The sequence below is a fragment of the Erythrobacter sp. genome (assembly GCF_024305245.1).
Lineage (GTDB): Bacteria > Pseudomonadota > Alphaproteobacteria > Sphingomonadales > Sphingomonadaceae > Erythrobacter.
The window spans coordinates 378,864-404,106 of sequence record NZ_JAMWYX010000001.1 but is presented as its reverse complement, the minus strand read 5'-3'; the positions used below and the strand labels follow the sequence as shown (position 1 = coordinate 404,106).

Annotated in this window: 24 protein-coding genes; 16 read left to right on the top strand and 8 right to left on the bottom strand. The window is 64.3% G+C overall.

Features of this window, described 5'->3' with window-relative positions; genetic code table 11:
* Positions 1-4 precede the first annotated feature (4 nt).
* Complete coding sequence (locus tag Q0L48_RS02000) at positions 5-622, top strand: DedA family protein (RefSeq protein ID WP_296716604.1); 618 nt, start codon at positions 5-7, stop codon at positions 620-622.
* A 3-nt stretch (positions 623-625) separates the two neighbouring features.
* On the opposite strand, the gene Q0L48_RS01995 is transcribed toward Q0L48_RS02000, so the two are convergent.
* Genes Q0L48_RS01995 through rph form a run of 4 tightly spaced genes read right to left on the bottom strand, consistent with a single transcriptional unit; the run spans position 626 to position 4,013 of the window.
* Positions 626-1,516 (bottom strand): tyrosine recombinase XerC, encoded by an 891-nt coding sequence (locus Q0L48_RS01995; RefSeq protein ID WP_296716601.1) that lies wholly within the window; start codon positions 1,514-1,516, stop codon positions 626-628.
* A complete protein-coding gene (gene hemW, locus Q0L48_RS01990; protein WP_296716599.1) occupies positions 1,513-2,664 on the bottom strand; it encodes a radical SAM family heme chaperone HemW in 1,152 nt (383 codons plus the stop codon). Before hemW ends, Q0L48_RS01995 begins: the two co-directional genes overlap by 4 nt.
* Before the next feature lie 9 nt (positions 2,665-2,673).
* Positions 2,674-3,303, bottom strand: a complete 630-nt coding sequence (rdgB, locus tag Q0L48_RS01985) for an RdgB/HAM1 family non-canonical purine NTP pyrophosphatase (protein ID WP_296716596.1) — start codon at positions 3,301-3,303, stop codon at positions 2,674-2,676.
* Positions 3,300-4,013, bottom strand: coding sequence for a ribonuclease PH (rph, locus tag Q0L48_RS01980; protein WP_296716593.1), 714 nt, complete (start codon positions 4,011-4,013; stop codon positions 3,300-3,302). Before rph ends, rdgB begins: the two co-directional genes overlap by 4 nt.
* Positions 4,014-4,096: 83 nt before the next feature.
* On the opposite strand from rph, the gene Q0L48_RS01975 reads away from it, so the two are divergent.
* From Q0L48_RS01975 to Q0L48_RS01960, 4 genes are all read left to right on the top strand, one after another.
* Positions 4,097-4,645: a DUF6438 domain-containing protein gene (locus Q0L48_RS01975; RefSeq protein ID WP_296716591.1), complete on the top strand. Its 549-nt coding sequence runs from the start codon at positions 4,097-4,099 to the stop codon at positions 4,643-4,645.
* Positions 4,646-4,668: 23 nt separating this feature from the next.
* Complete coding sequence (gene hrcA / locus Q0L48_RS01970) at positions 4,669-5,712, top strand: heat-inducible transcriptional repressor HrcA (protein ID WP_296716589.1); 1,044 nt, start codon at positions 4,669-4,671, stop codon at positions 5,710-5,712.
* Between the two features lie 16 nt (positions 5,713-5,728).
* Positions 5,729-6,310 (top strand): nucleotide exchange factor GrpE, encoded by a 582-nt coding sequence (locus Q0L48_RS01965; RefSeq protein WP_296716587.1) that lies wholly within the window; start codon positions 5,729-5,731, stop codon positions 6,308-6,310.
* A gap of 105 nt (positions 6,311-6,415) precedes the next feature.
* The gene (locus tag Q0L48_RS01960; RefSeq protein WP_296716585.1) at positions 6,416-6,685 is read left to right on the top strand and encodes a YMGG-like glycine zipper-containing protein; all 270 of its coding nucleotides are present in this window, start codon (positions 6,416-6,418) and stop codon (positions 6,683-6,685) included.
* On the opposite strand, the gene Q0L48_RS01955 is transcribed toward Q0L48_RS01960, so the two are convergent.
* Both Q0L48_RS01955 and Q0L48_RS01950 read right to left on the bottom strand, forming a co-directional pair.
* A complete protein-coding gene (locus Q0L48_RS01955) occupies positions 6,682-7,191 on the bottom strand; it encodes a vgr related protein (RefSeq protein ID WP_296716584.1) in 510 nt (169 codons plus the stop codon). The genes Q0L48_RS01960 and Q0L48_RS01955 overlap by 4 nt on opposite strands.
* Before the next feature lie 29 nt (positions 7,192-7,220).
* Complete coding sequence (locus Q0L48_RS01950) at positions 7,221-7,760, bottom strand: copper chaperone PCu(A)C (RefSeq protein ID WP_296716583.1); 540 nt, start codon at positions 7,758-7,760, stop codon at positions 7,221-7,223.
* Positions 7,761-7,927: 167 nt separating this feature from the next.
* Between Q0L48_RS01950 and dnaK the strand changes: the two genes are divergently transcribed.
* Both dnaK and dnaJ read left to right on the top strand, forming a co-directional pair.
* Positions 7,928-9,850 (top strand): molecular chaperone DnaK, encoded by a 1,923-nt coding sequence (gene dnaK / locus Q0L48_RS01945; RefSeq protein WP_296716581.1) that lies wholly within the window; start codon positions 7,928-7,930, stop codon positions 9,848-9,850.
* 91 nt (positions 9,851-9,941) lie between these two features.
* Positions 9,942-11,090 carry a molecular chaperone DnaJ gene (gene dnaJ / locus Q0L48_RS01940; RefSeq protein WP_296716579.1) on the top strand — a complete coding sequence of 383 codons (1,149 nt, stop codon included), beginning with the start codon at positions 9,942-9,944 and terminating at the stop codon, positions 11,088-11,090.
* A gap of 35 nt (positions 11,091-11,125) precedes the next feature.
* On the opposite strand, the gene Q0L48_RS01935 is transcribed toward dnaJ, so the two are convergent.
* Complete coding sequence (locus Q0L48_RS01935; RefSeq protein ID WP_296716577.1) at positions 11,126-13,441, bottom strand: patatin-like protein; 2,316 nt, start codon at positions 13,439-13,441, stop codon at positions 11,126-11,128.
* 74 nt (positions 13,442-13,515) lie between these two features.
* Here Q0L48_RS01935 and radA point away from each other — a divergent pair, with 74 nt between their 5' ends.
* The 9 genes from radA (at position 13,516) to rnr (ending at position 24,721) form a co-directional block, all read left to right on the top strand.
* Positions 13,516-14,880, top strand: a complete 1,365-nt coding sequence (gene radA / locus Q0L48_RS01930) for a DNA repair protein RadA (protein ID WP_296716575.1) — start codon at positions 13,516-13,518, stop codon at positions 14,878-14,880.
* Between the two features lie 11 nt (positions 14,881-14,891).
* Complete coding sequence (locus Q0L48_RS01925) at positions 14,892-15,437, top strand: CvpA family protein (protein ID WP_296716572.1); 546 nt, start codon at positions 14,892-14,894, stop codon at positions 15,435-15,437.
* Between the two features lie 5 nt (positions 15,438-15,442).
* Positions 15,443-15,883, top strand: coding sequence for an iron-sulfur cluster assembly scaffold protein (locus tag Q0L48_RS01920; RefSeq protein ID WP_296716569.1), 441 nt, complete (start codon positions 15,443-15,445; stop codon positions 15,881-15,883).
* Between the two features lie 70 nt (positions 15,884-15,953).
* Positions 15,954-17,585 (top strand): MFS transporter, encoded by a 1,632-nt coding sequence (locus Q0L48_RS01915; protein ID WP_296716567.1) that lies wholly within the window; start codon positions 15,954-15,956, stop codon positions 17,583-17,585.
* Positions 17,578-18,624 carry an alanine racemase gene (gene alr, locus Q0L48_RS01910; RefSeq protein ID WP_296716564.1) on the top strand — a complete coding sequence of 349 codons (1,047 nt, stop codon included), beginning with the start codon at positions 17,578-17,580 and terminating at the stop codon, positions 18,622-18,624. Before Q0L48_RS01915 ends, alr begins: the two co-directional genes overlap by 8 nt.
* Positions 18,625-18,702: 78 nt before the next feature.
* Positions 18,703-19,278: a polyhydroxyalkanoate synthesis repressor PhaR gene (phaR, locus tag Q0L48_RS01905; protein WP_296716562.1), complete on the top strand. Its 576-nt coding sequence runs from the start codon at positions 18,703-18,705 to the stop codon at positions 19,276-19,278.
* 59 nt (positions 19,279-19,337) lie between these two features.
* Complete coding sequence (locus Q0L48_RS01900) at positions 19,338-20,882, top strand: aminoacyl--tRNA ligase-related protein (RefSeq protein WP_296716560.1); 1,545 nt, start codon at positions 19,338-19,340, stop codon at positions 20,880-20,882.
* Between the two features lie 38 nt (positions 20,883-20,920).
* Positions 20,921-22,288, top strand: a complete 1,368-nt coding sequence (locus Q0L48_RS01895) for a M20/M25/M40 family metallo-hydrolase (RefSeq protein WP_296716556.1) — start codon at positions 20,921-20,923, stop codon at positions 22,286-22,288.
* Positions 22,289-22,420: 132 nt separating this feature from the next.
* Entirely contained in the window at positions 22,421-24,721 is a 2,301-nt protein-coding gene (rnr, locus tag Q0L48_RS01890) for a ribonuclease R (protein WP_296716554.1), read from the top strand.
* Positions 24,722-24,731: 10 nt separating this feature from the next.
* On the opposite strand, the gene Q0L48_RS01885 is transcribed toward rnr, so the two are convergent.
* Entirely contained in the window at positions 24,732-25,184 is a 453-nt protein-coding gene (locus Q0L48_RS01885) for a universal stress protein (RefSeq protein WP_296716551.1), read from the bottom strand.
* Positions 25,185-25,243 lie beyond the last annotated feature (59 nt).

Sequence of the window (25,243 nt, the reverse complement as noted above, 5' to 3'; positions counted from 1 at the left end):
TCCGATGACCGACCTCCTGCTCGAACTGCTCGACAAGGGCGGATATGTGGGCATCTTCTTCCTGATGATGGCCGAAAACGTGTTCCCGCCGATCCCGTCCGAGGTGATCATGGGCGCGGCGGGCGTGCTGGTGGCGCGCGGGCAGATGACCTTCATGACATTGTGGATTGTCGCCACCGCCGGAACGGTGGTCGGCAATCTGTTCTGGTACTGGATCGGCGTGCGCTGGAGCGAGGAACAGCTCAAGGCGATTATCGACCGCTGGGGCCGCTGGCTGACGTTCGAATGGGACGAATTCACCAAGGCGCGCGACATCTTCCGGAAATATGGCGACTGGATCGTGTTCCTGCTGCGCTTTTCGCCGATCCTGCGTACCATCGTCTCGCTGCCTGCGGGCCTTGCCAAGATGAAGCTGTGGCGCTTCGTACTGTTCACCGCATTGGGTTCGGCAATCTGGAACGGCATCCTGATCTTCGGCGGCCAGGCGCTCGAGCCGCTCATCGAACGGTTTGAAAAGCTGGCGGGTTACGGCGTGGTTCTCTTCGTGCTCGCGGGCGTGGCGTTCTACGTCTACCGCGTGGTCACGTGGAAGCCGGTCAAGGCGCACGAGCGGCAGGATTGAGCCCTAGCCGCGCGGGTGAGCCTTGCGGTAATTTTCCAGCAGGCTCGCGGCATCGACGCGGGTATAGATCTGGGTCGATCCCAGCGATGCATGGCCGAGCAATTCCTGCAGTGAGCGCAAATCTGCTCCTGCGCTGAGCAGATGGGTGGCGAAGGAATGCCGCAGCGCGTGGGGCGTTGCGGTATCGGGAAGGCCCAGCGCGCGCCGCGCCTGCGCCATCGCACGCTGCACCATACCGGGCGACAGCGGTCCACCCTTGGCACCCCGGAACAATGGCTCCTTCGTGGTCAGCGGCCACGGGCATAGCCGCACATATTCGGCCACTGCAGCGCGGGTGATCGGCAGGACCGGCACCATTCTCTGCTTGCCGCCCTTTCCGGTGACTTGCAGCACTTCGTCCAGCATCGCGTCGCGTGCCGTAAGCGAAAGCGCCTCTGCAATGCGGAGTCCCGATCCATAGAGTAGCAGCAGCACAGCGCGGTCTCGCGCGCCGATCCAGTCCTCGCCCGCCAGACTATCGACCAGATCGGTGAGATTCACCGCCTCGTCGGGCGTGACAGGGCGGGGCAGGCCTTTTTTCAGCCGTGGTCCGCGCAGCCGGGGCGGGGCAGGATCAGGATCGCCGCTTTCCCGCCGGGCAAAGGCGATGAAGGCCTTGAGCGCAGACAGTTCGCGCGCAGTGCTGGCATTGCCGATCCCCTCGGCCCGGCGCGCGGCAAGGAAGGTGCGCAGGTGATGTGCTTCGGTGCGGGCAACGGCGGCCCAGTCAGTCAGGCCGCGCGCAGCCACCAGCCTTTGCGCCGCAGCGACATAGGCGCGCACTGTGTGCGGCGAGCGGCGCTTGTTATCTGTAAGGTAGGCGCGCCATGCCGCGACCAGATCAGACGACGTCATGCCGCCACCAGCCCATCGGCCACCACCTCGGCAAGCAGCGCATCGAGCAAGGGACGGCCCTTCGGCAAAACACCGATGCGGCCCCCCTGCTGCCACATCAGATCGAGCGCCATCAGCCGGGCGAGGGCGGCTGTGTCCACCAGATCGGCGCGCAGAAGGCCGAAACGGCTCTCCATCGCGGCAAGATCGATCCCCTCGCCAAGTCGCAAGCCCATCAGCAACGCCTCGGTCGCCTGTTCGTTACGGGTGAGCAGGCGCGTTTCGGTTATGCCGTCACCACGCTCGCGAACCGACCGCAGGAAATTCTCTGGTTTCTTGTGCCGCACCGTCGCCGCGCCGCCGCGCCGCCCATGCGCTCCCGGGCCGATCCCGCAATAATCATGATAGCGCCAGTACACCAGATTGTGGCGGCTCTCCTCGCCGGGGCGGGCGTGGTTGCTGGTTTCGTAGGCGGGCAGCCCCGCAGCCTCGGTCAGTTCCTGTGTGATATCGAACAGCTCGCCCGCAGCATCATCGTCGAGCGGGGTCAGCCGTCCGCGCCGTACATCGCTGGCGAAGCGCGTGCCGGGCTCGATCGTGAGTTGATAGAGCGACAAGTGCCCGGTGCCGAAGGACAGGGCGCGGGTCAGGCGTTCATGCCACAAGTCGGGCGTATGTCCGGGAAGGGCATAGATCAGATCGAAACTCACGCGCCTGAAATGCGCCTGCGCCATGTCCAGCGCCGCCAACGCCTCCTCCGCGCCGTGCAGCCGCCCGAGAAAACGCAACTCGGCATCGTCGAGCGATTGCACTCCCAGAGAAACACGGTTTACACCCGCGCCCGCCAAGGCAGCGAAATTGGCGGCTTCGACAGACGAAGGATTGGCCTCCAGCGTAATCTCGATTGCCGGATCGAAACCCCACAGGCGCTCGGCCTCGTTCAGCAGCGCCGCGACCAGCGCGGGGGGCATCAGGGACGGGGTCCCGCCGCCGAAGAAGATCGATGCCAGTTTGTCGCCCCCGGCCACTTCGGCTTCGGCGCGCATGTCGGCGATCAGTGCGTCTTGCCACGCGCCCATCTCGACCTGCTCGCGCACGTGCGAGTTGAAGTCGCAATAGGGGCATTTCTTGGCACAAAAGGGCCAGTGGATGTAGAGCGCGCGGGCCATCAGCGCAGTCTAGCGGCCGAACTGCTCCGCGACCAGCTTCGCAAAGGCATCGGCGCGGTGGCTGATCGCGTGCTTTTCCTCCGGCGCAATCTCGGCGAAAGTTTGGCTGCGGCCTGTGGGCACGAACACCGGATCATAGCCGAAGCCGAGTGTCCCGCGCGGCGGCCATGTCAGGCTACCCTCGCACTTGCCTTCGTAGATCGCATATTCCCCGTCGGGCCAAGCCAGCGCCAGCACGCAATGAAATGCGGCGCTTCGGTCGACGCTTTCGCCCTTCTCGGCCAGCATCCCTTCGACCTTGCCCATCGCCATGTACCAGTCTCGCCCCGGAGCGCCCTCGAACCACTGCCGCTCGGCCCAGTCGGCGGTGTAGACGCCGGGACGATTATCGAGCGCCGCCACGCTGAGGCCGCTATCGTCAGCCAGCGCCGTCAGACCCGAAGCTTCCGCCGCTGCTCGTGCCTTGAGCAGCGCGTTCTGGGCGAAGGTGGTGCCGGTCTCGGCCGGTTCGGGCAGGCCGAGCGATCCGGCGGACAGGCACTTGATGCCATACGGCTCCAGCAGAGCGCCGATTTCCTTCAGCTTGCCCGCGTTATGCGTGGCAATAACGAGGGAACCGGAGCCGAGGCGACGTGTCATTTCACCGCGTCCAACTGCGCGGCAAAGATCCGGTCGCAGCCCATGCGGGCGAGGCGGAGCAGGCGCAGCAAAGCTTCCTCGTCATAGGTCGCGCCCTCGGCGGTCGCCTGCACTTCGGCGATCTTGCCGCCCGAGAGCAACACGAAGTTGCCATCAGCCTCGGCGTTGGAATCCTCGTCGTAATCGAGATCGAGCACCGGGGTGCCCTTGAAGATGCCGCAGGAAATGCCGGCGACCTGCGCTGTGATCGGATCATGCTTGATATCGCCCGACGCCATCAACCCGTTGATCGCAAGCCGCAGCGCAATCCACGCGCCCGAAATCGCGGCGGTACGCGTGCCGCCATCGGCCTGTATCACGTCGCAATCGAGCGTGATCTGCCGCTCGCCGAGCTTTTGCAGATCGACCACGGCACGAAGGCTGCGCCCGATCAGCCGCTGGATTTCCTGAGTGCGGCCCGATTGCTTGCCCTTGGCGGCTTCGCGCTGACCACGGGTATGGGTGGCGCGGGGGAGCATCGAATATTCGCCCGTCACCCAGCCTTCACCCTTGCCGCGCATCCACGGCGGCACACCGCGTTCGACGCTGGCGGTGCACAGCACCTTGGTATCGCCGAACCCGATCAGCACCGATCCTTCGGCGTGGCGGGTGAAGGCGGTTTCAATGGTAATGGCGCGCATCTCGTCGGGCGCGCGTCCTGATGGGCGCATTTGTATTCTCCTGTGGTCTTGCTTGGCCGACTAGCCAGCTTCTATGAGAGAAACCACTGGGAAAGTCTCGGAAGGGAAAACCTTTGCACAAAGCCGTTCTGCTCACAGCCCTGCTGGCGACGGCCTGCAATCCCGCGGAGGAGCGCAGTGAGGCACCGATAGTTCGCGAGAGTGCCCGCCCTGACTTCGCGAAAATTGCCAAAGCGAACGCGATAGCAAGCATCCCCGAACTTGCTCCTGGCGAGGTGTTCTTTCAAGCGTCGGGCTGCTTCGGGGCCTGCCCCGTCTTTTCCTTCGTAATCGCCTCCGACGGGAGCGGCGTGTTCAACGGAAGGAAGCATGTCGAGTCTGCAGGCGAACATGGCTTTGTCGTCACGCCGGACCACTTTACCGCATTCAATTCGCGTATTGAACGTTTCCGCCCCGATGGCCTGCTCGACCGTAGCGCTCAAAGTTGCCCACAGCCCGTTCCGACCGACGGGGCGGCTATGCGGCTTGCCTGGCCCGATGGCGATATCCTCGTCCTCTATGACGCCTGCGGGACTGACGAGATGCCGGACGCGTGGATCGAACTGTCGAACGCTTGGCAGGAATTGCCAGCCATCGTCGAGCTTGTCGGCGAAGGCGGGTAGAGCTAGTTTCTAATGCACCAGCCATGACCTCACTCCCCGTAACCGAACTTACGTCCCGCGCCCGCGAAATCTTTCGCCGGGTGGTGGAGGAGTTTATCGACAGCGGGCAGCCGGTCGGGTCGAAAACGCTGGCGGCGGATGGCACGCTGAACCTCTCGCCCGCCTCGATCCGTTCGGTGCTGGCCGATCTCGAGGCGGCGGGCCTGCTCGCCGCGCCGCATACCAGCGCGGGGCGGATGCCGACCGATGCGGGTCTGCGTATCTTCGTCGACGGACTGATGCGCGTTGCCGAGCCGACCATGCAGGAACAGGCCGCGATCGAATCCCGGTTGGCCGAGGCCGGCCCGGTGGAGGCTGCCTTGAAGCAAGCCTCGGCAATTCTTTCCGACCTTTCGGGCGCGGCGGGCATGGTGCTGGTGCCGCATCGCGAACAGCGGCTTGCCCAGTTCAGCCTGGTAGATCTGGGTCAGGGGCGGGCGCTCGCGGTGTTGGTGGGCGAGGATGGCGGAGTGGAAAACCGCATCCTTACCATCGGCGGCGCGATCAGTTCGAGCGCGCTCGATCAGGCGAGCAATTACATTACCGCGCGCCTTGCCGGGCGCACACTGGCCGAGGCAGCGCAGGCGATGCGCACCGAGATCAACGCCGGTAAATCGCAACTCGATGATGCCAGCCGCGATCTGGTCGAGCGCGGACTCGCCGTGTGGAGCGAGGATGCCGCCGCGCGTCCGGTGCTGATCGTACGCGGCGCCGCCAACCTGCTGGATGAAAGCGCGGTGGGCGATATCGAGCGGGTGCGCCGCCTGCTCGAAGATTTGGAAAACAAGCAGTCGGTTGCGCAGCTGCTCGATTCGGCCCGCGATGCCGATGCGACCCGCATATTCATCGGCAGCGAAAACCGGTTGTTCGCGCTTTCCGGCTCCTCTGTCATCGCCTCGCCCTACCGCGATCGAGAGGGGCGGGTGGTCGGCGTGTTGGGTGTGATCGGGCCGACGCGGTTGAATTACGCGCGGGTTGTCCCCATGGTGGATATGACCGCCCGTTCGCTGGGTAAGCTCATCGCTTGAATGGAACACACGAGACATGATCGATAACGACAAGCCGCGCGATTCTGCGGCTGAAGATGAATTGAAGGGCGTGCCGGAGGAATTCCTCGATGACGGCGAGGCCGAAGGCGGGGCAGACGATGCCCTTGGTGAGGCGCTGGCCGCACTGCGCCGCGATCTGGAAGCAGCCAAGCAGGACGTGCTTTACGCGCAGGCTGAAACGCAGAACGTGCGCCGCCGGCTCGAACGCGAGAAGGACGAGGCCCGCGCCTATGCCGCGACCGGCTTTGCCCGCGATGTCCTGAGCGTGGCCGACAATCTGACGCGCGCAGTGCAAGCGATCCCGGAAAGTCTGCGTGAGGACGACAAGATGAAGGGGCTCGTTATCGGTCTCGAAGCGACCCAGCGCGAGCTGGAAAAGGTGTTCGCCGGCCATGGTATCACCCGCATCGCGTCTATCGGCCTGCCGCTCGACCCCAACCAGCATCAGGCGATGCTGGAAGTGCCCAGCGCCGATCACGAACCCGGTACGGTGGTGCAGGAAATGCAGGCCGGTTGGATGATCAAGGATCGCCTGCTGCGCGCGGCGATGGTGGCCGTGGCGAAGAAGCCGGACTAGCATTCGGCTTAGCTGCGCTGCATGCCCCGATGGGCGCGACGAGTGGTGGAACTCCGTATCCGGCTTTTCCGTTGAGGACGAGTAACAGGAATACGGAGATACCAAATGACAAATCGCCTCAAGTTTTCAGCCATTACCGCTGCCTGCGCCCTTTCGCTTGGCGCATGTGCGGATAACTATGCCTTGGAAGGCGCCGGTGCCGGTGCGGCTGCGGGCGCTGCGATTGGCGCTGTAACGGGCGGCGATGTCGGCACGGGTGCAGCAGTCGGTGCAGCGGCTGGCGGCGCTGGCGGCGCATTGATCGAAAAGAACGACGGCGATTGCTACCGCGTCGGCGATGACGGGCGCGAATATCCGGTGCGCTGCCCGAACTAGGAGGACGCCACCTTCGGCCAAAACGGAAGGATTGCTACATAGGTAGCCAGCGGAGGCGCACCCGCCACGCTGGCACCTTTCATCAGCAGGAACCCATGCCGCACAATCTCGGCCTGCTGTTCGATGCCATAGCGTTCCAGCGTCCAGCCCGGTTTCAGCGCATAATCATAGCGGCAGAGCGGATGGCGGTTGAAAACCAGATACCACCGCCCGCGCTTCTGCGCCTGCCAGACGTGGGTCATCTCGTGAATGAAATGGGCCTGCAGCGACAGCGACGCGGAGGAGAAATCATCGCGGTAGCTATCGCCTGCCGGATGGAAATGAATGTGCCCCATCGGAGCCATCGTCACCTTGCGCGGCTGAAAGGCGAAGAACTTGCGCCGCCGGATCGTCACGTGCGCATAATCGATCGCATCGCCGAACACACTGCGCGCGAGTGCGATCTCGCCCGGAGTAAGCAGGCGCTGGCCACCGGCCGGGCAGGCGGGCGGCAGGGCATCGCCCACCGCCGCGCCCGTCCCGGTCAGCGCATCACTCAGCGTTCTTCACCCGCAGCGCGCACGTCCGCCTGAAACACCTGCGTCGCTCCGCCGGACATGGTGAGCGTTACCGTTACCTTGTCGCCCGGCGCGAGATCTGCCGAAGGTTCCATCGCCATCACATGCAACCCGCCCGGCTCGAAGGCGACCTTGGTGCCTTTCGTGAGCGCGATCGGCAGCGCTTCCATCATCTGAACCTTGAAATCATATTCGCCGTAATCGTGCATCATAGCACTTCCCGCTTCGGCCACTTCGGCCTTGCGGATGGTCAGCCCCCTGTCGCCCTCATAGGCGAGATCGAAATAGATCGCTGCCGGATTGCCCGCCACGGGCGGAAGAACCATGCGGGCATTGCTGATGGTCATGCCGGGCACCTGCCCCGCGACCGCCTCTGTCGCCGGAGCCTCGGCTTCGCCCCCGCATGCGGCGAGGCCCAGCATCGCGGCCATGCCGAATATGACCGCACCCTTTCGGATCGCGCCGAGCCCTTTGCCCCGATTTTTCGTAAGCCCCTGCATCCCCGTTGATCTGTTCACTTCGTATGTCTCCTTGTGGAATGGCGGAAAACTAGGCCGTCGGAAGTCTTGTGCCAAGCAAAACCGCACCTATATCGCGCTCACAAACGAGCCGCCAAAGCGCTTTGCCGCCCTGTGGGAAGCGCGATACGCGGTGTCCAACAATCTTCCAGATGGATGGGGAAACAATGGGTAAAGTTATCGGTATCGACCTCGGAACCACCAATTCCTGCGTCGCTGTCATGGACGGCGGCAAACCCAAGGTGATTGAAAATTCCGAAGGCGCGCGCACCACGCCTTCAATCGTTGCCTTCAGCAAGGATGGCGAACGCCTGATCGGCCAGCCGGCCAAGCGTCAGGCCGTGACCAACCCCGACAACACGCTGTTCGCGATCAAGCGCCTGATCGGTCGCCGGTTCGAAGATCCGCTGACCAAGAAGGACATGGGCCTCGTCCCCTATACGATCACCAAGGGCAAGAATGGCGATGCCTGGGTGAATGCGGGCGGCGATGATTACAGCCCGTCGCAGGTTTCCGCCTTCATTCTGCAGAAGATGAAGGAAACCGCCGAAAGTTATCTCGGTGAAACGGTTACCCAGGCGGTCATCACCGTTCCCGCGTACTTCAACGACGCCCAGCGTCAGGCGACCAAGGATGCCGGCCAGATCGCGGGCCTTGAAGTGCTGCGCATCATCAACGAGCCGACAGCTGCCGCACTCGCCTATGGGATGGACAAGGACGAGGGCAAGACCATCGCCGTCTATGACCTTGGCGGCGGTACCTTCGACGTGTCGATCCTCGAAATCGGGGACGGCGTGTTCGAAGTGAAGTCGACCAACGGCGACACCTTCCTCGGCGGCGAGGATTTCGACAATGCGATTGTCGAATTTCTGGCCGAGTCCTTCAAGAAGAAGGAAGGCATGGACCTCAAGACCGACAAGCTCGCTCTTCAGCGTCTGAAGGAAGCGGCCGAAAAGGCCAAGATCGAGCTGTCGAGCGCGGCGACCACCGAAATCAACCTGCCCTTCATCACCGCACGCATGGAAGGCGGCAGCACCACCCCGCTGCACCTGGTCGAAACGATCACCCGCGCCGACCTTGAGAAGATGGTCAATGCCTTGATCCAGCGCACGCTTGATCCCTGCAAGAAGGCGCTGGCTGATGCCGGTATCTCGAAGGATCAGGTCGACGAGGTGATCCTTGTCGGCGGTATGACCCGTATGCCCCGCGTGCGCGAAGTGGTGGAGCAGTTCTTCGGAGCCAAGCCGCACACCGGCGTGAACCCGGATGAAGTCGTCGCCATGGGCGCGGCCATTCAGGCGGGTGTGTTGCAGGGCGACGTCAAGGACGTGCTGCTGCTCGATGTTACCCCGCTTTCGCTCGGCATCGAGACGCTGGGCGGTGTGTTCACCCGCATGATCGACCGCAACACCACCATCCCGACCAAGAAGACCCAGACCTATTCGACCGCCGAAGACAATCAGAACGCGGTGACGATCAAGGTCTACCAGGGCGAACGCGAGATGGCGGCGGACAACAAGCTGCTCGGCAATTTCGACCTGATCGGCATTCCGCCCGCACCGCGCGGCGTGCCGCAGATCGAAGTGACCTTCGATATCGACGCCAACGGCATTGTTTCCGTGGCGGCGAAGGACAAGGGCACCGGCAAGGAACAGACGATCAAGATTCAGGCGTCGGGCGGTCTTACCGACAACGACATCGATCAGATGGTCAAGGATGCCGAAAAGTTCGCCGAGGAAGACAAGAAGCGCCGGGCTGCCGCAGAAGCGCGCAATCAGGCCGATAGCCTTGTCCATGCGACCGAAAAGCAGCTGGCCGAACATGGCGACAAGATCGACGCCGGCACCAAGTCGACAGTCGAGGAAGCCATTGCCGCGACCAAGACTGCGATCGAAGGCGGTGATGCCGATGACATCAACGCCAAGGCGCAGGCGCTGACCGAAGCCGCGATGAAGATGGGCCAGCAGATCTACGAACAGCAGCAGGCGGCAGAGCCGGATGCGGCTGCCGAAGCTGAAGCTGAACCGGCCGCCGACGAAGATGTAGTCGACGCGGAATTCTCCGAAGTGGATGAAGACAAGAAGGGCTAAGGCCCCGATGCAACCCGGTATCGTGCCGATGCGCCCGGACGCCATGTCCGGCGCATCGGTGACGACCGGACACGGGGAATAGGTTATACCAATGTCCAGCGCCCAGACTGATTACTACCAGACGCTCGAAGTTTCTCGCGGTGACGATGGGGCAACGCTCAAGAGCGCTTACCGCAAGCTTGCGATGAAGTTTCACCCGGACCGCAATCCGGGCGACGCCACCTGCGAAGCCAAGTTCAAGGCGATCAACGAGGCGTATGATTGCCTCAAGGACCCGCAAAAGCGCGCGGCCTATGATCGCTTCGGCCATGAAGCCTTCACGCAGGGCATGAACGGCGGCGGCGGCGGCGGCGGTCCCTTCGGGGGCGGCGGCCACGGCGACTTTGCCGATATCGGCGGCATATTCGAAACGATTTTCGGCAGCGCTTTTGGCGGTGCAGCAGGAGCGCGGCAGCAGAACCGCCGCGGCGCCGATCTGCGCTATGACATGCAGGTCAGCCTCGAAGAGGCGTTCCACGGCAAGTCTACCGAGGTCGAGATCGAGGTCAGCCAGTCGTGCGACACCTGCGACGGAACCGGCGCAACCCCTGGCACTAGCGAACGCCAGTGCAACCTGTGCAACGGGATGGGCGCGGTGCGGGCCAAGCAGGGACTGTTCGTGATCGAACGCCCATGTCCCACCTGCGGCGGGCGCGGCAGCGTGATCGAAGATCCGTGCCGTGTATGCCGGGGCGAGGGCCGGGTGGACAAGCCGCAGGCGCTACAGGTCGACATCCCGGCAGGCGTCGACACCGGCACCCGCATCCGCCTTTCCGGCAAGGGCGAGGCTGGCCAGCGTGGCTCGCCCCCCGGCGATCTCTACATTTTCCTGCATGTGAAGCAGCACCGCGTGTTCGAACGCGAAGGCACGACGTTGATGACCCGCGTGCCGGTGACTTTCACCACCGCCGCGCTGGGCGGCTGTGTCGAGATCCCCGATCTCGATGGCAGCACCAACCGGCTCGACATCCCGGCAGGCATCCAATCGGGCAAGCAGTTGCGTGTCCGCGGTGCCGGGATGCCGGTGCTGCAGGGGCGTGGGCGCGGCGATCTGGTGGTCGAGATTGCGGTCGAAACGCCGACCAAGCTGTCGCGCCGCCAGAAGGAAATTCTCGAGGAGTTTCGTGAAACCGAAACCGGCGACGAATGCCCCGAAAGCCGCGGCTTCTTTGATAAGCTCAAGGACGTGTTCGGGGGCTGACGAGCGGTGCTGTTGTTCTTCGCGCCGGTGACGAATTAACCCAGCCGTTCGCCCACCTCGCGCCGGATCTGCTCGATCAGCCTGGGCCGGCAGCGCCCGGTGATTTCCTCCTCTTCCAGCACCGCGAGAAACGCCGCGCGTTTGGCGGCGCGAATGCGCGCTTCGGGCAGGGCATCGGGCACGGTCGAGGCAACCAGATCGATCATCCGTTCAGCCCCGTGCAGGCGGCCCCATAAGTAATCGTTCTCGCGATAGTCGCGGCTGAAGAAAGCGCCGAAGTTATAGAACTCGATCCCGCGCAAGGTCGCGCTGGTGCCGCCTTCGCGGATCGAGCGCGCGTCTTCGGGCGAAATGCGGTCGACCTTGACCGGGTTGAATTCATCCAGCCCTTCGCGCCGGGTCATTGGCAGCGTGGCGACATCGTAGAACGGAAAGCCGAGATAGGTCAGCAGCATCCGCCGCTTCAAGTTCTTCGGCATAGCCTCGAGCGCGTCGATCAGCAGTTCCTCGGCGGCGAGATCGGTTGCCGGCAACAGGCGCTCGGTCGCGAGAAAATCGAGCACCGCGCCGGGTGCCTCAAGAGCAGCACCGGCGAGCGCGGCGAAATGGGTGTTCTGCAACACGCGCTCGTCGGTGCGGTAATACAGCGCCAGGATCGCGTAGAGCCGGTCACGCGCATGATCGAGCGCATCGTCGGGGATGTCGGGATCGAGTTCCCAATCGCGCGACAGCTTGCGCGCCAGCATTTGCAGGCGGCGGATGCGGAAGCCGGTATCGTGAGTACGGAAGAAAGCGATGGCGCCCGCGTTGGCACCGCCATTGGCATCGGTGAGCCGGTCGATCCCGCGCGCGGCCAGTTCCCGGCGCAAAGCAGCAACGATGGGCGTAGTATCACCTGCGCCGTTTCCTTCGGCCCGCAACGTCAGCCGGGCGAGGTGATCGAGGATCGCGTCGAACTTCGCCAGCGCGTAGGCTCCGAAGGCATAATCCGCGCGCTCGGCTGCGGCCTGCTGCGCCTTGGCGCGCCACCCGGCAAGGCGCTTGGGCGTCGGCCGGTCGAGCAGGAAGGTGTAGCCGAACAGCTTTTCCACCGCCCGGTCGATATCGGGCTGCAGGTCCATCACGATCCGTTTCAACCGCGCCGCATCGCGCGATTGTAGCGCGATCCGCTCCAGATCGTCGCGGATCGGCTGTTCGCGCGGGATGGTGGAAAGCGAGCCGAATATCGCACCGAAAAAGCCGATCTCGCGTGCCGGTCCCGAGGGCATAAGGGCGCGGCTGTCCGGGCGCGGGTCGATATAGACGAAGCGGCGATCCACCTCCCGCTGGGCCGGACGTCCGTGCAGCGCGGCCAGTGCTGCCCCAAACGGAGCGTTGACCAGCACCGATCCATCGATCAGCGCAACCTCGCCGATGGTGCCATCGCGGACATGCACCGGCATGATGCGCTTCAGGAAATCAGCGCGGGTGGCCCAATTGTGGCTTTCGTCGGCGGCCAGCTGGTCGATCTCGTCGATACCGAGCGGCGGGAAGGCGCCCGGAAAACTCGCGGTGGCTCGCGCCGCCAACACCAGCTCGAGATTATCGGCGAGCGGCTGCGGGGTATCGGCGGCAACCCGCTTGCGAAAGCTGATCGACAGGCGGTGCTCGGTCTCCTCCACCTTGGGCGGCGAATTCAGGCGCAGTGTCTGCGGATGTCCGCGAAAATCGGTGGCCGTCACTGCCAGATCGACGGGGTAGCCGGGCGGCAGCAAGGGAACGCCATCGCCCTTTTCCGCCATCTTCACCAGCGCCTCGTACAGCATCGCCGAAAACCGCGCGCCTGAGAATGGCGGACTGAACCAGCGCCCGCGCACGAAGCGCGAAACCTTGCTGCGCACTTCCTCGCGCGTTTCGGGGGATACTGTCTCGCTCACCGCATTGCCGGGACGGCTCAGGAACCATTCAGCGATCGGCTGCGCCCACAGCTTGCCATATCGCCACAGGGGTTCCGCCTTGGGATCGGTCAACTCGCTGACATCGGCGTTTTCCAGCCACAGATCGGTCAACGGTTCAAGGCTGTGGCCCGAATGGATCGCCTGCGCGAGGAACACGGCGTTGATCCCGCCCGCGCTCGCCCCGGTCAGAACATCGGGCAGTATGCGTAGCCGCAGCCCGTCCTCCCGCTCGATCTCGGTCAGGAAATCGCGATAGGCCTCCGCCACCCCGTCGAGCGGTACTGCGCCCGGTTGGTGAAACGCCCGGCTGGCTCGCGCCATATGCCAGATTTCCTTGGTGATGCCGTGCATATAGACGGCAAGGCTGACGCCGCCGTAGCAGACAAGGGCAAGGCGGAGTTCCTTTTGACGCATGGTCAGCTTCCTAACGTGGATCAGACCGGCAATGCAATTGCGTTCGTCATCTGTTCTCGATAAGGCGGACACTTATGGCAAAGTCAAAGAAGCGTTTCGTGTGTCAGGCCTGCGGCGGCGTATCGCCGCGATGGCAGGGGCAATGCGCCGATTGCGCGGAATGGAACACGCTGGTGGAGGATGTGCCGGCGACAGTGTTCTCGCAAAAGCACGACCTGTCGCGCGGGGGCAGGGCGCTGGCGTTCGAACCGCTCAATGCGCCGACCCAGCTGCCGGTGCGCAAATCAACCGGGCTGGCAGAATTCGACCGTGCACTCGGCGGCGGACTGGTGCCGGGTTCGGCAGTCCTGATGGGCGGCGATCCGGGGATCGGCAAGTCGACCCTGCTGCTGCAGACCGCGGCCACCATCGCGCGCGGGGGCAATGATGTCGTGTACGTCAGCGGCGAGGAAGCGGCCGGGCAGGTGCGCCTGCGCGCCTCACGCATGGGCTTGATCGATGCGCCGATCCGGCTCGCGTCGGAAACCTCGGTACGCGATATCCTGACCACATTGGGGCAGGGCGATCCGCCTGCGCTGCTGGTGATCGATTCGATCCAGACGATGCATTCCGACACGATCGAAGGCGCGCCGGGCACCGTGTCGCAGGTGCGCGGCTGCGCGCTGGAACTGATCCGCTATGCCAAGGAAACCGGCTGCGCGGTTGTGCTGGTGGGCCATGTCACCAAAGACGGCACGATTGCCGGGCCGCGCGTGCTGGAGCACATGGTCGACGTGGTGATGAGCTTCGAAGGTGAGCGCAGCCACCAGTACCGCATTCTGCGCGCGCTCAAAAACCGGTTCGGCGCGGTCGACGAGATCGGCGTGTTCGCGATGGCGGCCGAAGGGCTGGAGGAAGTCGCCAATCCATCGCTGCTGTTCCTGTCAGGGCGGGATCAGCCGTTAGCGGGCAGCGCTGTGTTCCCGGCGCTGGAAGGCACGCGGCCTGTTCTGGTCGAGATTCAGGCGCTGATCGTGCGACTGCAATCGGGCGCGACCCCGCGCCGTGCGGTGGTGGGGTGGGATAGCGGGCGGCTGGCGATGTTGCTGGCGGTGCTCGAATCGCGCTGCGGGCTCAATTTCTCCTCGGCAGAGGTCTATCTCAACATCGCCGGGGGCTACCGGCTGACCGATCCGGCCGCCGATCTTGCAGTGGCCGCCGCGCTCGTTTCCGCGCTGGCGGACAAGCCCTTGCCGGACAAGGCCGCATGGTTCGGCGAAGTCAGTCTGGCGGGTGAGATTCGCCCCGTCGCCCACGCTCCGCTGCGCCTGCGTGAAGCGGCCAAGCTCGGCTTTACCCGCAGTTTCGGCCCGACCGGGGTTAAGCCGGAGGATGCGAAAGGATATCGCGGTTTTGCTGCACTTGCGAACCTCGTTGACCAGGTGATGGGCAACGCATAGACATCGCGGCTATGGCTGGGCTCGATTTCGTCTTTCTGTTCATCGTCGGCGTTGCGGCGATCGGCGGTTTTCTGCGCGGATTGGTGCAGGAAGTCCTGTCGCTGGCTGCATGGGTGTTTGCCGCGCTGGCGGTCCATTTCATGCACCCTGTCCTCACCCCCGCGCTCAGCGATCTGCTCAATTCGGCGCGGCTTACGCCGGTCTTCTCCTTCGTGCTGCTGCTGCTGATCCCCTATGCCGCGATGAAACTGATCGCCGGCAATATCAGCGGCGTTTCAGATGGCGCGATCCTAGGGCCGATTGACCGGGTGCTGGGCTTCGGCTTCGGCGCGGTCAAAGGCGCGCTGATCGGTATCTTCGCCTTTTCGTTGCTGGCACTCGGGTTCGACGAGGCGTGGGGTTATCAGGGACGTCCGGTATGGATCGTCACTGCCCGCACCTATCCGGCCGCCGATGCGTTTTCACGCCAGCTGGTGCCGATGATCGCCGTCCGCCGCGATCAGCTACGGCGCGAATCCGAATTGCGGGAGGCAACCGCCGCCAAGGCCCGCCGTTGAGCGTCATGTCCAGCCCACGTCCCGCGCGGCTGTATTCGCCGCAAGTGCTGGCGCTGGCGATCGAGCTTGCTGCCTATCCGCTGGGCGATGAACTCCCGCTGCGGGCAGAGGCGCGCTCGCGTACCTGTGGCAGCACTATCACTGTCGGGCTGTCGCTGGATGCTAACGGGGCGATTGGCCGGGTCGGGATGCAAGTCAGCGCCTGCGCGATCGGCCAAGGCTCCGCTGCTTTGCTGGCCCGCAGCGCGAAGGGATGCGACGCCGGTTCGATTGCCGCGACTCTGACAGGTCTGGAGCAGTGGCTGGCCGGAACCGGAGAACTGCCCGCATGGCCCGATCTGGAGCTTCTGGCACCGGCGCGCGCGCACCCGGCCCGCCATGCGGCCTTGCTGTTGCCGTGGAAGGCCGCAAGCAAGGCGCTTTCAAGCCGAGACGCTGCGGGCTAGAGGTCTTGCCAAAGGCGCATCCATGCGCGGCGGCACAGCCATGCGTGGTGGCAAAAGGGGATTGATCGACATGGCAGAAGCGCAGGCGCTCGCAGACCGCGAGCCGAGCGAGAAGGAAATCCGCCTGGTAATCGGCGCGTCGAGCGCGGGCACCATTTTCGAATGGTACGATTTCTTCATCTACGGCACGCTCGCCTACATCCTCAAAGATGCGTTCTACGCCACCGACAACGAAACGCTGGGCCTGCTGCTGGTGTGGTCGACCTTCGCAGTCGGCTTTGCGTTCCGGCCGCTCGGCGCGATCCTGTTCGGCTTTCTGGGCGACAAGCTGGGGCGCAAATATACCTTCCTCGTCACGGTCACGTTGATGGGCATTGCCACTGCCGGAGTGGGCCTGATCCCGACGGTCGACACCATCGGCATGGCCGCGCCGATCATCGTCATCCTGCTGCGGGTATTGCAGGGGCTGGCGCTGGGCGGCGAATATGGCGGCGCGGCGATCTATGTCGCCGAACACGCGCCGCCCGAAAAGCGCGGCTTTTACACCAGCTTCATTCAGGCGAGCGTTGCCGGCGGGTTCGTGCTGTCGATCATCGTCGTGCTGGCATGCCGCTTCCTGATCCCCGCGGATGACTTCGCGGCGTGGGGCTGGCGCGTGCCGTTCCTGCTGTCGCTCATCCTTCTGGCCATATCGCTGTGGATGCGGCTGAAGCTGTCGGAAAGCCCGGTGTTCCAGGCGATGAAGGAGGCGGGCGAGACGTCGGGTAATCCCTTCGTCGAAAGCTTCACCTATCCCGGCAACCCCAAGCGTATTTTCGTCGCGCTGTTCGGCATCACCGGCGTTCTGACGACAATCTGGTACACTGCCTTCTTCTCTGGCATGAGCTTTCTGCGCGGGCCGATGCATGTCGAAGATCAGACGGTGGAACTGGTGCTGCTGGTGTCCGGCCTGATCGCCATGAGTTTCTACATTTTCGTCGGCAAATGGTCCGACCGGGTGGGTCGCAAGCTGCCGATCATCATCGGCGCTGCGTTGACGCTGGCGCTGCTGTTTCCGCTGTTCTGGATGATGGGTAGCCTTGCCAATCCGGGCCTCGCATCGGCGGCCGAGCAAACGCCGATCGTGGTCAGCGGCCCCGAATGCGTGACCGATCCGTTTGCCGAACTGTTCCAGCGCGAGCAGACCGATTGCGGCAAGGTGCTGGAGACGCTGACCGCCTCGGGCGTGCCTTACACGCTCACCCCCGGCAACTCGCTGACCGTGACGGCGGGCGGCGAACCGGTGGCGATCGACCCGGCGTGGTTCGCCGACAGTGCAGCACGGCGCGCGGGCATCCATGCCGCCCTCGGTCAATACGGCTTCGACTTTTCCAAGCAGCAGCCGGATACCGCCAACATCATCGGCATCGTCGGCATTTTGCTGGCGCTGGGGATGCTGTCGGCGCTGACCTATGGTTCGGTCGCTGCGCTGCTGAGCGAGATGTTCCCGCCGCGCATCCGCTATTCTTCGATGTCGATCCCCTATCACATCGGGGCCGGATATCTCGGCGGGTTTCTGCCGCTGATCGCGGGCGTAATCGTGGCCAGCACCGGGGATATGTATTCGGGTCTGTGGTACACTTGGGCAATCGTTGCCTTCGGACTGGTGGTGGCGTGGTGGGGCCTTCCTTCCGGGCCGCCGACAGACTTTGCCGATGACTGAAGTAACCCCGCAGCCCACGTTGCGGCTGTCGCCCGACACGCAGGCGCTCGCCGCCAATTGGCGCGCGCTCGATGACCTGTCTGGCGGCGGCAGGGCAGGTGCGGCGGTTAAGGCCAATTGCTATGGACTGGGCGTGGAAACCTGCGTTCCGGTTCTGCGCGATGCGGGGTGCGGAACCTTTTTCGTGGCCCATTGGGGCGAAGTCGCGGCGGTCGCGCGCCATGTGCCGCCTGCGCAGATCGCAGTGTTGCACGGCCCGCTCAACGAAAGCGACTGCGCCTATGCCCGCAATGCCGGTGCCGTGCCTGTCATCAACTCGCTCGACCAGGCGGAACGCTGGCGTGCCTCGGGCGGCGGTCTGTGCCACCTGATGATCGATACAGGGATAAATCGTCTCGGCATCGCACCTGCAGAGACCAGCGACCCGCGCATCGCCGCGCTCGATATCGATATCGTGATGAGCCACCTTGCCTGCGCGGACGAGGACAGCGTGATGAACACCCGCCAGCGCGACGCCTTCGTGGCCGTGGCGGGGCAGGTACCGCATCGCCGTGCGAGCCTTGCCAACAGCGCCGGGATTGCGCTGGGACCGGACTACGCCTTCGATCTGACGCGGCCGGGACTTGCGCTTTATGGCGGCGTGCCCCGTGCCGAACTGGCGTCGACAATCCGCCCGGTCGCGCGGGTGGAGGCGGCAATCCTGCAATGTCGCGGCATCCTGCCGGGTGAAAGCGTGGGCTACAACGCCGCCTTCACCGCTGCTGCGCCGATGCGGGTCGGCACTGTCTCTATCGGCTATGCGGACGGCTTCCTGCGCCTGCGCGGGGTCGGCAACGCATTGCACCATCAGGGTCGCAGGTTGCCGATCCTTGGTAAGGTTTCGATGGACATGGTGGTGGTCGACCTTTCCGCCGCGCCCGATGTGGCGGCGGGCGATTGGCTGCAGGTGCCTTGGGATATCGCAAATTGTGCGCAGCAAACTATTCTATCGCCTTATGAACTGCTGACGGTGATCGGCCAGCGTCTACGCCGGGGGTAAGCTTTCGCTGTCACTTATATTGCACTGCAGCTTGTGCAGGTGCTAAGGCGGGTCAGCGTCAACTGACAGGATAACATAATGGTCGGCAGGTCGAAGGCGGCATCGGGCGAAAACGGCGGTGTGGTAATCATCAAGAAGTACGCCAACCGGCGGCTCTACAACACCGCCTCGTCGAGCTATATCACGCTTGAGGATCTGGCCCGGATGGTGCGCGAGAACATCGATTTTCAGGTACTCGACGCCAAAAGCGGTGACGACATCACGCATTCGATCCTGACCCAGATCATCATGGATGAAGAGGCCAATGGCGAGCAGATGCTGCCGGTAAGCTTCCTGCGCCAGCTGATCGGGATGTACGGCAATTCGATGCAGGCTCTGATGCCATCCTATCTCGAAGCCAGCATGACGAACTTCCGCGACAACCAGTCGAAGATTCGCGAAGCTTTCGAAAAGGGCATGACCGGCAATCCCTTCGCCGCGATCCATGAAACCAATATGGCGATGATGCGCGCTGCTGCCGGGGCCTTCATGCCGGGCATTGCAAAGGGCAAGGACAAGCCCGCTGCGCCCGCTGCAGAAGCGAAGGACGAAATCGCCCAGCTGCGCGAACAGATGGCAGCAATGCAAAAGAAGCTGGACGAATTGGGCAAATAGCGCGAAGCGCGGCGCGCCTCGCGATGCTGGATCGCGTGAGTTAGTCAGGAATCAAGTCCGTGTCCCAGATCCGCCACGCCCTCACCGTCAAGCGCGAAGACGACTTTGCCAAGTGGTATCAGGAAGTCATCAGCGCCGCCGACCTCGCCGAGGAATCGGGGGTGCGCGGTTGCATGGTCATCAAGCCGTGGGGCTACGGCATCTGGGAACGTATCCAGCGCCTGATGGACGACCGGATCAAGGCTGCGGGCGTGCAGAATTGCTATTTCCCGCTGTTCATCCCGCTCGCCAATTTCGAGCGTGAGGCAGCGCATGTCGAAGGGTTCGCCAAGGAAATGGCGGTCGTCACCCACCACCGGCTGATTTCGGACGGCAAGGGCGGTCTGATCCCCGATCCCGCCGCCAAGCTCGAAGAACCGCTGGTGGTGCGCCCGACGTCGGAAACGATCATCGGCGATGCGATGGCGCGTTGGATTCAGTCTTGGCGCGATCTGCCGATGCTTACCAACCAATGGGCCAACGTGGTGCGCTGGGAAATGCGCACGCGGATGTTCCTGCGCACCAGCGAATTTCTCTGGCAAGAAGGCCATACCGCGCACGAGAACCGCGATCAGGCGATAGCCGAAACCCACCGCGCGCTGGAAATGTACCGCGCATGCGCAGAAGAAGACCTCGCCATGCCGGTGATCGCGGGCGAGAAGCCCGAGAACGAACGCTTCCCCGGCGCGGTCGAGACCTGGTCGATCGAAGCGATGATGCAGGACGGCAAGGCGCTGCAGGCGGGCACCAGCCACTATCTCGGCACCAATTTCGCGCACGCGGCGGGCATTCAGTATCAGGACCGCGAAGGCGCGCAGCAATATTGCCACACCACAAGTTGGGGCACGTCGACACGGCTGATTGGCGGGGTGATCATGACCCACGGCGATGATGATGGCTTGCGCGTGCCGCCCGCCATCGCGCCGCAACAGATCGTCATCCTCCCGATGCTGCGCGACACGCCCGAGGACGCCGAATTGTTGGCCTATTGCGAGAACGTGCGTGCGGCGCTGGCTGCGCAAACCGCCTTGGGCGAAAAGGTGCGCGTCCTGCTCGACACCAAGCCAGGCAAGGCTGCCGCCAAGCGGTGGGACTGGGTGCGCAAGGGCGCGCCCGTCATCGTAGAAGTCGGCCCGCGCGACATGGCCGAGGGCAAGCTGGCGGTTCTGCGCCGCGACCGGTTGTGGAATGCCGAGAACGGCAAGCCCGCCATGCAATTTGTTCCCCGCGACGATTTTGCGGCGAGCGCGGGCGCGCTGCTCGAGGAAATCCAGCACGGCCTGTTCGGCGAAGCCCGCACACGGCGTGATGCCAGCATCACCCGCGGGATCAGCGACTGGACTGCAGTCGTCAGCCACTTCGAAAACGGCGGCAAACATCCCGGCTGGGTCGAGGTCGAGTGGGCCAAGCCGACCGGCGCGGCGCTCGATGCCGTGGTGGAAAAGCTGAAGGCGGTGAAGCTCACCATCCGCAACGTGCCGCGCGGAGGCGAGCCTGCCACCGCTACCTGCATCTTCACCGGCGCGCCCGCGACCGAGCGCATCCTGATCGCCCGCGCTTACTAGACTTGCGCCCATCCCGCAGGGCGGGCAGACAGGGCGGCATGATCAAACGCGCCCTTCTGCTCGCCGCACTGCTGGCCAGCCCGCTTTCCGCCCAGACCCATCCCGCCGAGGCTGTTTCCGAGGAGCGCCTTAAGGGCGATGTCGAGAAGCTTGTGAGCTTCGGCACACGGCACACGCTGTCATCGCAGGACGATCCCGATCGCGGCATCGGCGCGGCGGTCGATTGGGGATTGGCCGAGTTCAAGCGGATCGGCGCGAAGTGCGGCGGGTGCCTTGAAGTCCTGCCTGTCAGCGACACGATCACCGCCGCGCCGCGCATCCCGACGCCCACATTGGTGCGCAACGCCGTCGCCATCCAGCGCGGCAGCGAGCGGCCCAACGAGGTCGTGATCGTTCAGGGCCACATCGACAGCCGCGTGTCCGATCCGCTCGATTTCACCAGCGATGCGCCCGGCGCGAACGACGACGGGTCGGGCACCGCGCTGGTGCTGGAAGCGGCGCGGGCGCTGTCCGGGACGCAATACCCCAGCACCATCATCTATGCCCTGCTGTCTGGCGAGGAACAGGGCCTCCACGGCGGTCGCACTCTCGCCAACTGGGCCGAAGCGCAGGGCTATACGGTGAAAGCCGTGCTCAACAACGACATCGTCGGCAATTCCTGCGGCAAGGACGGATATTGCGAGCCCAAGGTGGTGCGCGTCTTCTCCGAAGGTCCGCGCGCCGATCTGACCGAACGCTTGCGCGCGTCACAAACCCGTTACGGCGGCGAGAACGATTCGCCGGGCCGCAACCTGTCGCGCTGGGTTGCCGATCTGGCGGCCGAGCACTCCGACGAAATGCAGGTCCGCCAGATCTGGCGAACCGACCGCATGGGGCGGGGCGGGGATCAGGTGCCGTTCCTGCAGAAGGGCTACCCTGCGGTCAGATTCTCTGTCGGAGTCGAGGATTACGACCACCAGCATCAGGACCTGCGCACCGAAAGCGGCGTATTCTACGGCGACACGGTGGAGGAAATGGACTTCGCATACCTCGCCGGAGTGACCAAGTTGAACGTGCGCGCCTTGGACGCGCTGGCGCGCGCGCCGATGCCGCCGGAGGTCAGCATCGATGCGGCGGTGCGGGTTGATACCTTGCTGAGCGCGAAGTTGCCTGCGGGGGCCGAGCTGATCGATATTGCGATGCGCCGCACCAATGCCACCGAGTGGGCCAGTCGCGAAGAACTTGAGGGGATCCTAGGCAGCGCCGAGCCAGGCCTCGAAGTATCTGAAGGCGAGATTATCACGACGACCCTGCCAGTTCGCGGTGACGACTGGATGTTCGGCGCGTCGGCCTGCGCGGGGGAATATTGCTCGCCCGTTTCCAGCGCCGTCCCCGGCGGTGCGTTCGAGCCGGTGGCGAAGGAATGACCTTCGTCATTGCGAGGCCCGTCAGGGCTGCGGCACTCAATGACCCTGCGTTGCGGTTTGGGCTAACGTCCGTCCATGGATTGCTTCGCCTTCGGCTCGCAATGACGAGGCTTATCGGTTAGGGCCTTATTCATGCCCAAGCCCCCCAAACTCCCCCAAGGAATGCCGACCGCCAAACAGGTGCTCGACTTCATCCAGTCCTCCGACATTCCCGCCGGCAAGCGCGAGATCGCCAAGGCGTTCGGGCTGAAGGGGCAGGAAAAGATCAAGCTGAAAGCCCTGCTCAAGGACATGGCCGAGGACGGCCTGATCGACGGCAAGAAATCCGCCTTCCACCGGATGGGCGGGGTTCCGAAGGTGACCACGCTCAAGATCGTCGCCATCGAAGACGGCGACTTGATCGCCGTGCCCGACAACTGGGACCCCGAAGCCCCCGGCGATGCTCCGCGTCTCACCATCCGGGAACCGCGCCCCAAGCCCGGCGCGAAGCGACCGCCTGCGCTCAAGCGCGGCGACCGTGTGCTGGCGCGCACCGAGGAGACGGACGCAGGCTGGATCGCGCATCCGATGAAGAAGCTGCCCTCACGCACCGAAGGGCTGATGGGCGTGGTCGAGTTCGACAAGGCCGGCAAGGCATGGCTCGCGCCGGTCGACAAGCGCGTGCGCCAGTCCACGCTGATTGCGGATGTGGGCGAGGCCGAGGAAGGCCAGCTGGTCATCGCCGAACGAGTCGGTCGGTCCGAGCGCGCCGGGGTGAAGGTCATCGAAGTGATCGGTGATCCGCTCGCCCCGCGCAGTTTCAGCCTGATCGCGATTGCCAAACACGGCATCCCCAACGTCTTCCCCGAGGAAGCGCTCGAAGAAGCGCCGCGCGCGGCCAAACTCAAGCTGTCGGAAAAGACCCGCGAAGACCTGCGGCACCTGCCCATCGTCGCGATCGACCCCGCCGACGCGCGCGACCATGATGATGCCATCTGGGCGGAGCCGGACGGGCAGGGCGGGTTCAACGCGCTGGTCGCCATCGCCGATGTGAGCTTCTACGTCCGCCCCGGCTCGGCGCTCGACCGTGAGGCGCGGAAGCGCGGCAATTCGGTCTATTTCCCCGACCGCGTGGTGCCGATGCTGCCCGAAATCCTGTCAGCCGATGTCTGTTCGCTGAAGGAAGGCGAGGACCGCGCGGCGATGGCCTGCCATCTGCACATCAACGCCGATGGCAAGGTGTCGAGCTTCCGCTTCACCCGCGCACTGGTGCGGATTGCGCACAACATTGCCTATGAGGATGCGCAGAAGGCCGTCGATAGCGGCAATCCGCCCGAATATCTGGCGCACCTATGGGACGCATGGAAGGCGCTCTCCGCCGCGCGCGATGCCCGCGATCCGCTCGCGCTCGAACTGCCGGAACGGCGCGTGGTGTTGAACGCCGAGGGCCAGATCGCCGAAATCGCCCTGCGCGAACGGCTCGACGCGCACCGCGTGGTGGAAGACTTCATGATCGCTGCCAATGTCGCCGCGGCCAAGGCGCTGGAGGCGAAAACCGCGCCAGTTATCTACCGCGTCCATGAACCGCCGAGCCGCGAAAAGTTGATCGCGCTGCGCGATTACCTTGCCACGATGGACAAGAAACTGGCGCTCGGTCAGGTGGTGACGCCGGGCCTATTCAACCGGATGCTAAAGGACGTTACCGACGAGGCGGAAAAGGCGCTGGTGATGGAGGCGGTGCTGCGCAGCCAGACGCAGGCCTATTACGGCCCCGCCAATGCCGGGCACTTCGGATTGAGCCTTGGGTCTTACGCGCACTTCACCTCGCCGATCCGCCGCTATGCCGACTTGCTCGTGCACCGCGCGCTGGTGGATGCCTACAAGCTGGAACAGCCCGCCCCGCCGGGATCGCTGCCGGACACTTCCGGTCTGTCTGACCGCGACCGCGCCAGCTTGCAGCAGGTCAGCGACGCGATCAGCCAGACCGAACGGCGCGCGATGGAGGCGGAACGCGACACCATTGATCGTTACGTCGCGGCGTGGCTATCGGCGCGGGTGGGGGAGGTGTTCGATACCCGCATCACCGGGGTGCAGGGCTTCGGGTTTTTCGCCACCATCGTCGGGTTAGGGGGGGATGGGCTGGTGCCGATCTCGACCTTGGGCGGCGAGTATTTCCGCCATGACGAGGCGGCGCAGGCGCTGGTCGGGACCGACAGCGGCACAAGCTACACAAGCGGAGACCGGCTGAAGCTGAAGCTGGCGGAGGCCAACGCGCTGACCGGCGCGCTCAAGTTCGTGCTGCCCGGCGCCGATGCGGGCGCGATTGAACCGCGCGGCGCCCGCCCCGACGATCGCCGCCGCAGTTCCGGTGGGCCACCGAAGAAAGCGGGCAAATACATTGCGGGACAACGCGGGCGGCCGGGCAATATCCGGCATCAGGGGCGCAAGAAGTAGCGGCCCTGACCTAGACCTGATGATCGCTCTTGGTCTCGTCGTAATCGGCAGGGACGATATAGAGCGGGCAGGGCAGGTTCCCCGCCGCAGCCGAGAAGTGCGTCACCAACGGGCCGGGCGCTGCTCCTTTCGCTGCCCCCAGCACCAGCGCGGCGACTTCGTCATGCTCGGCCAGAAAGTCGCTGACGATCCTCTGCCCGTTGCCGATCTTGACCGAAATGGTCGGCATGATCCCGCTTTCGGCCAGTAGATTGCCGGCGACTCCGTGGGCAAGCATCTCCGCCCTGTCGCGCGCTTCTTCCTCGATCGTCGCCTGCACGGCGCCGAACGCGCTGAAATTCTGCTGCGGCACCAGCGCCAGCAAATGCACCGCGCCGCCCACCGCCACGGCTCTGCGCGCGGCATAGCGCAAGGCGGCCAGCGCCTCTTCGCTTTCGTCGATGATGACCAGAAATGTACGCATATTTTCGAGCCCCGTTGGGTGCGAGGGTATCAATGCATTCGTATGGAATGGCAAGTCCC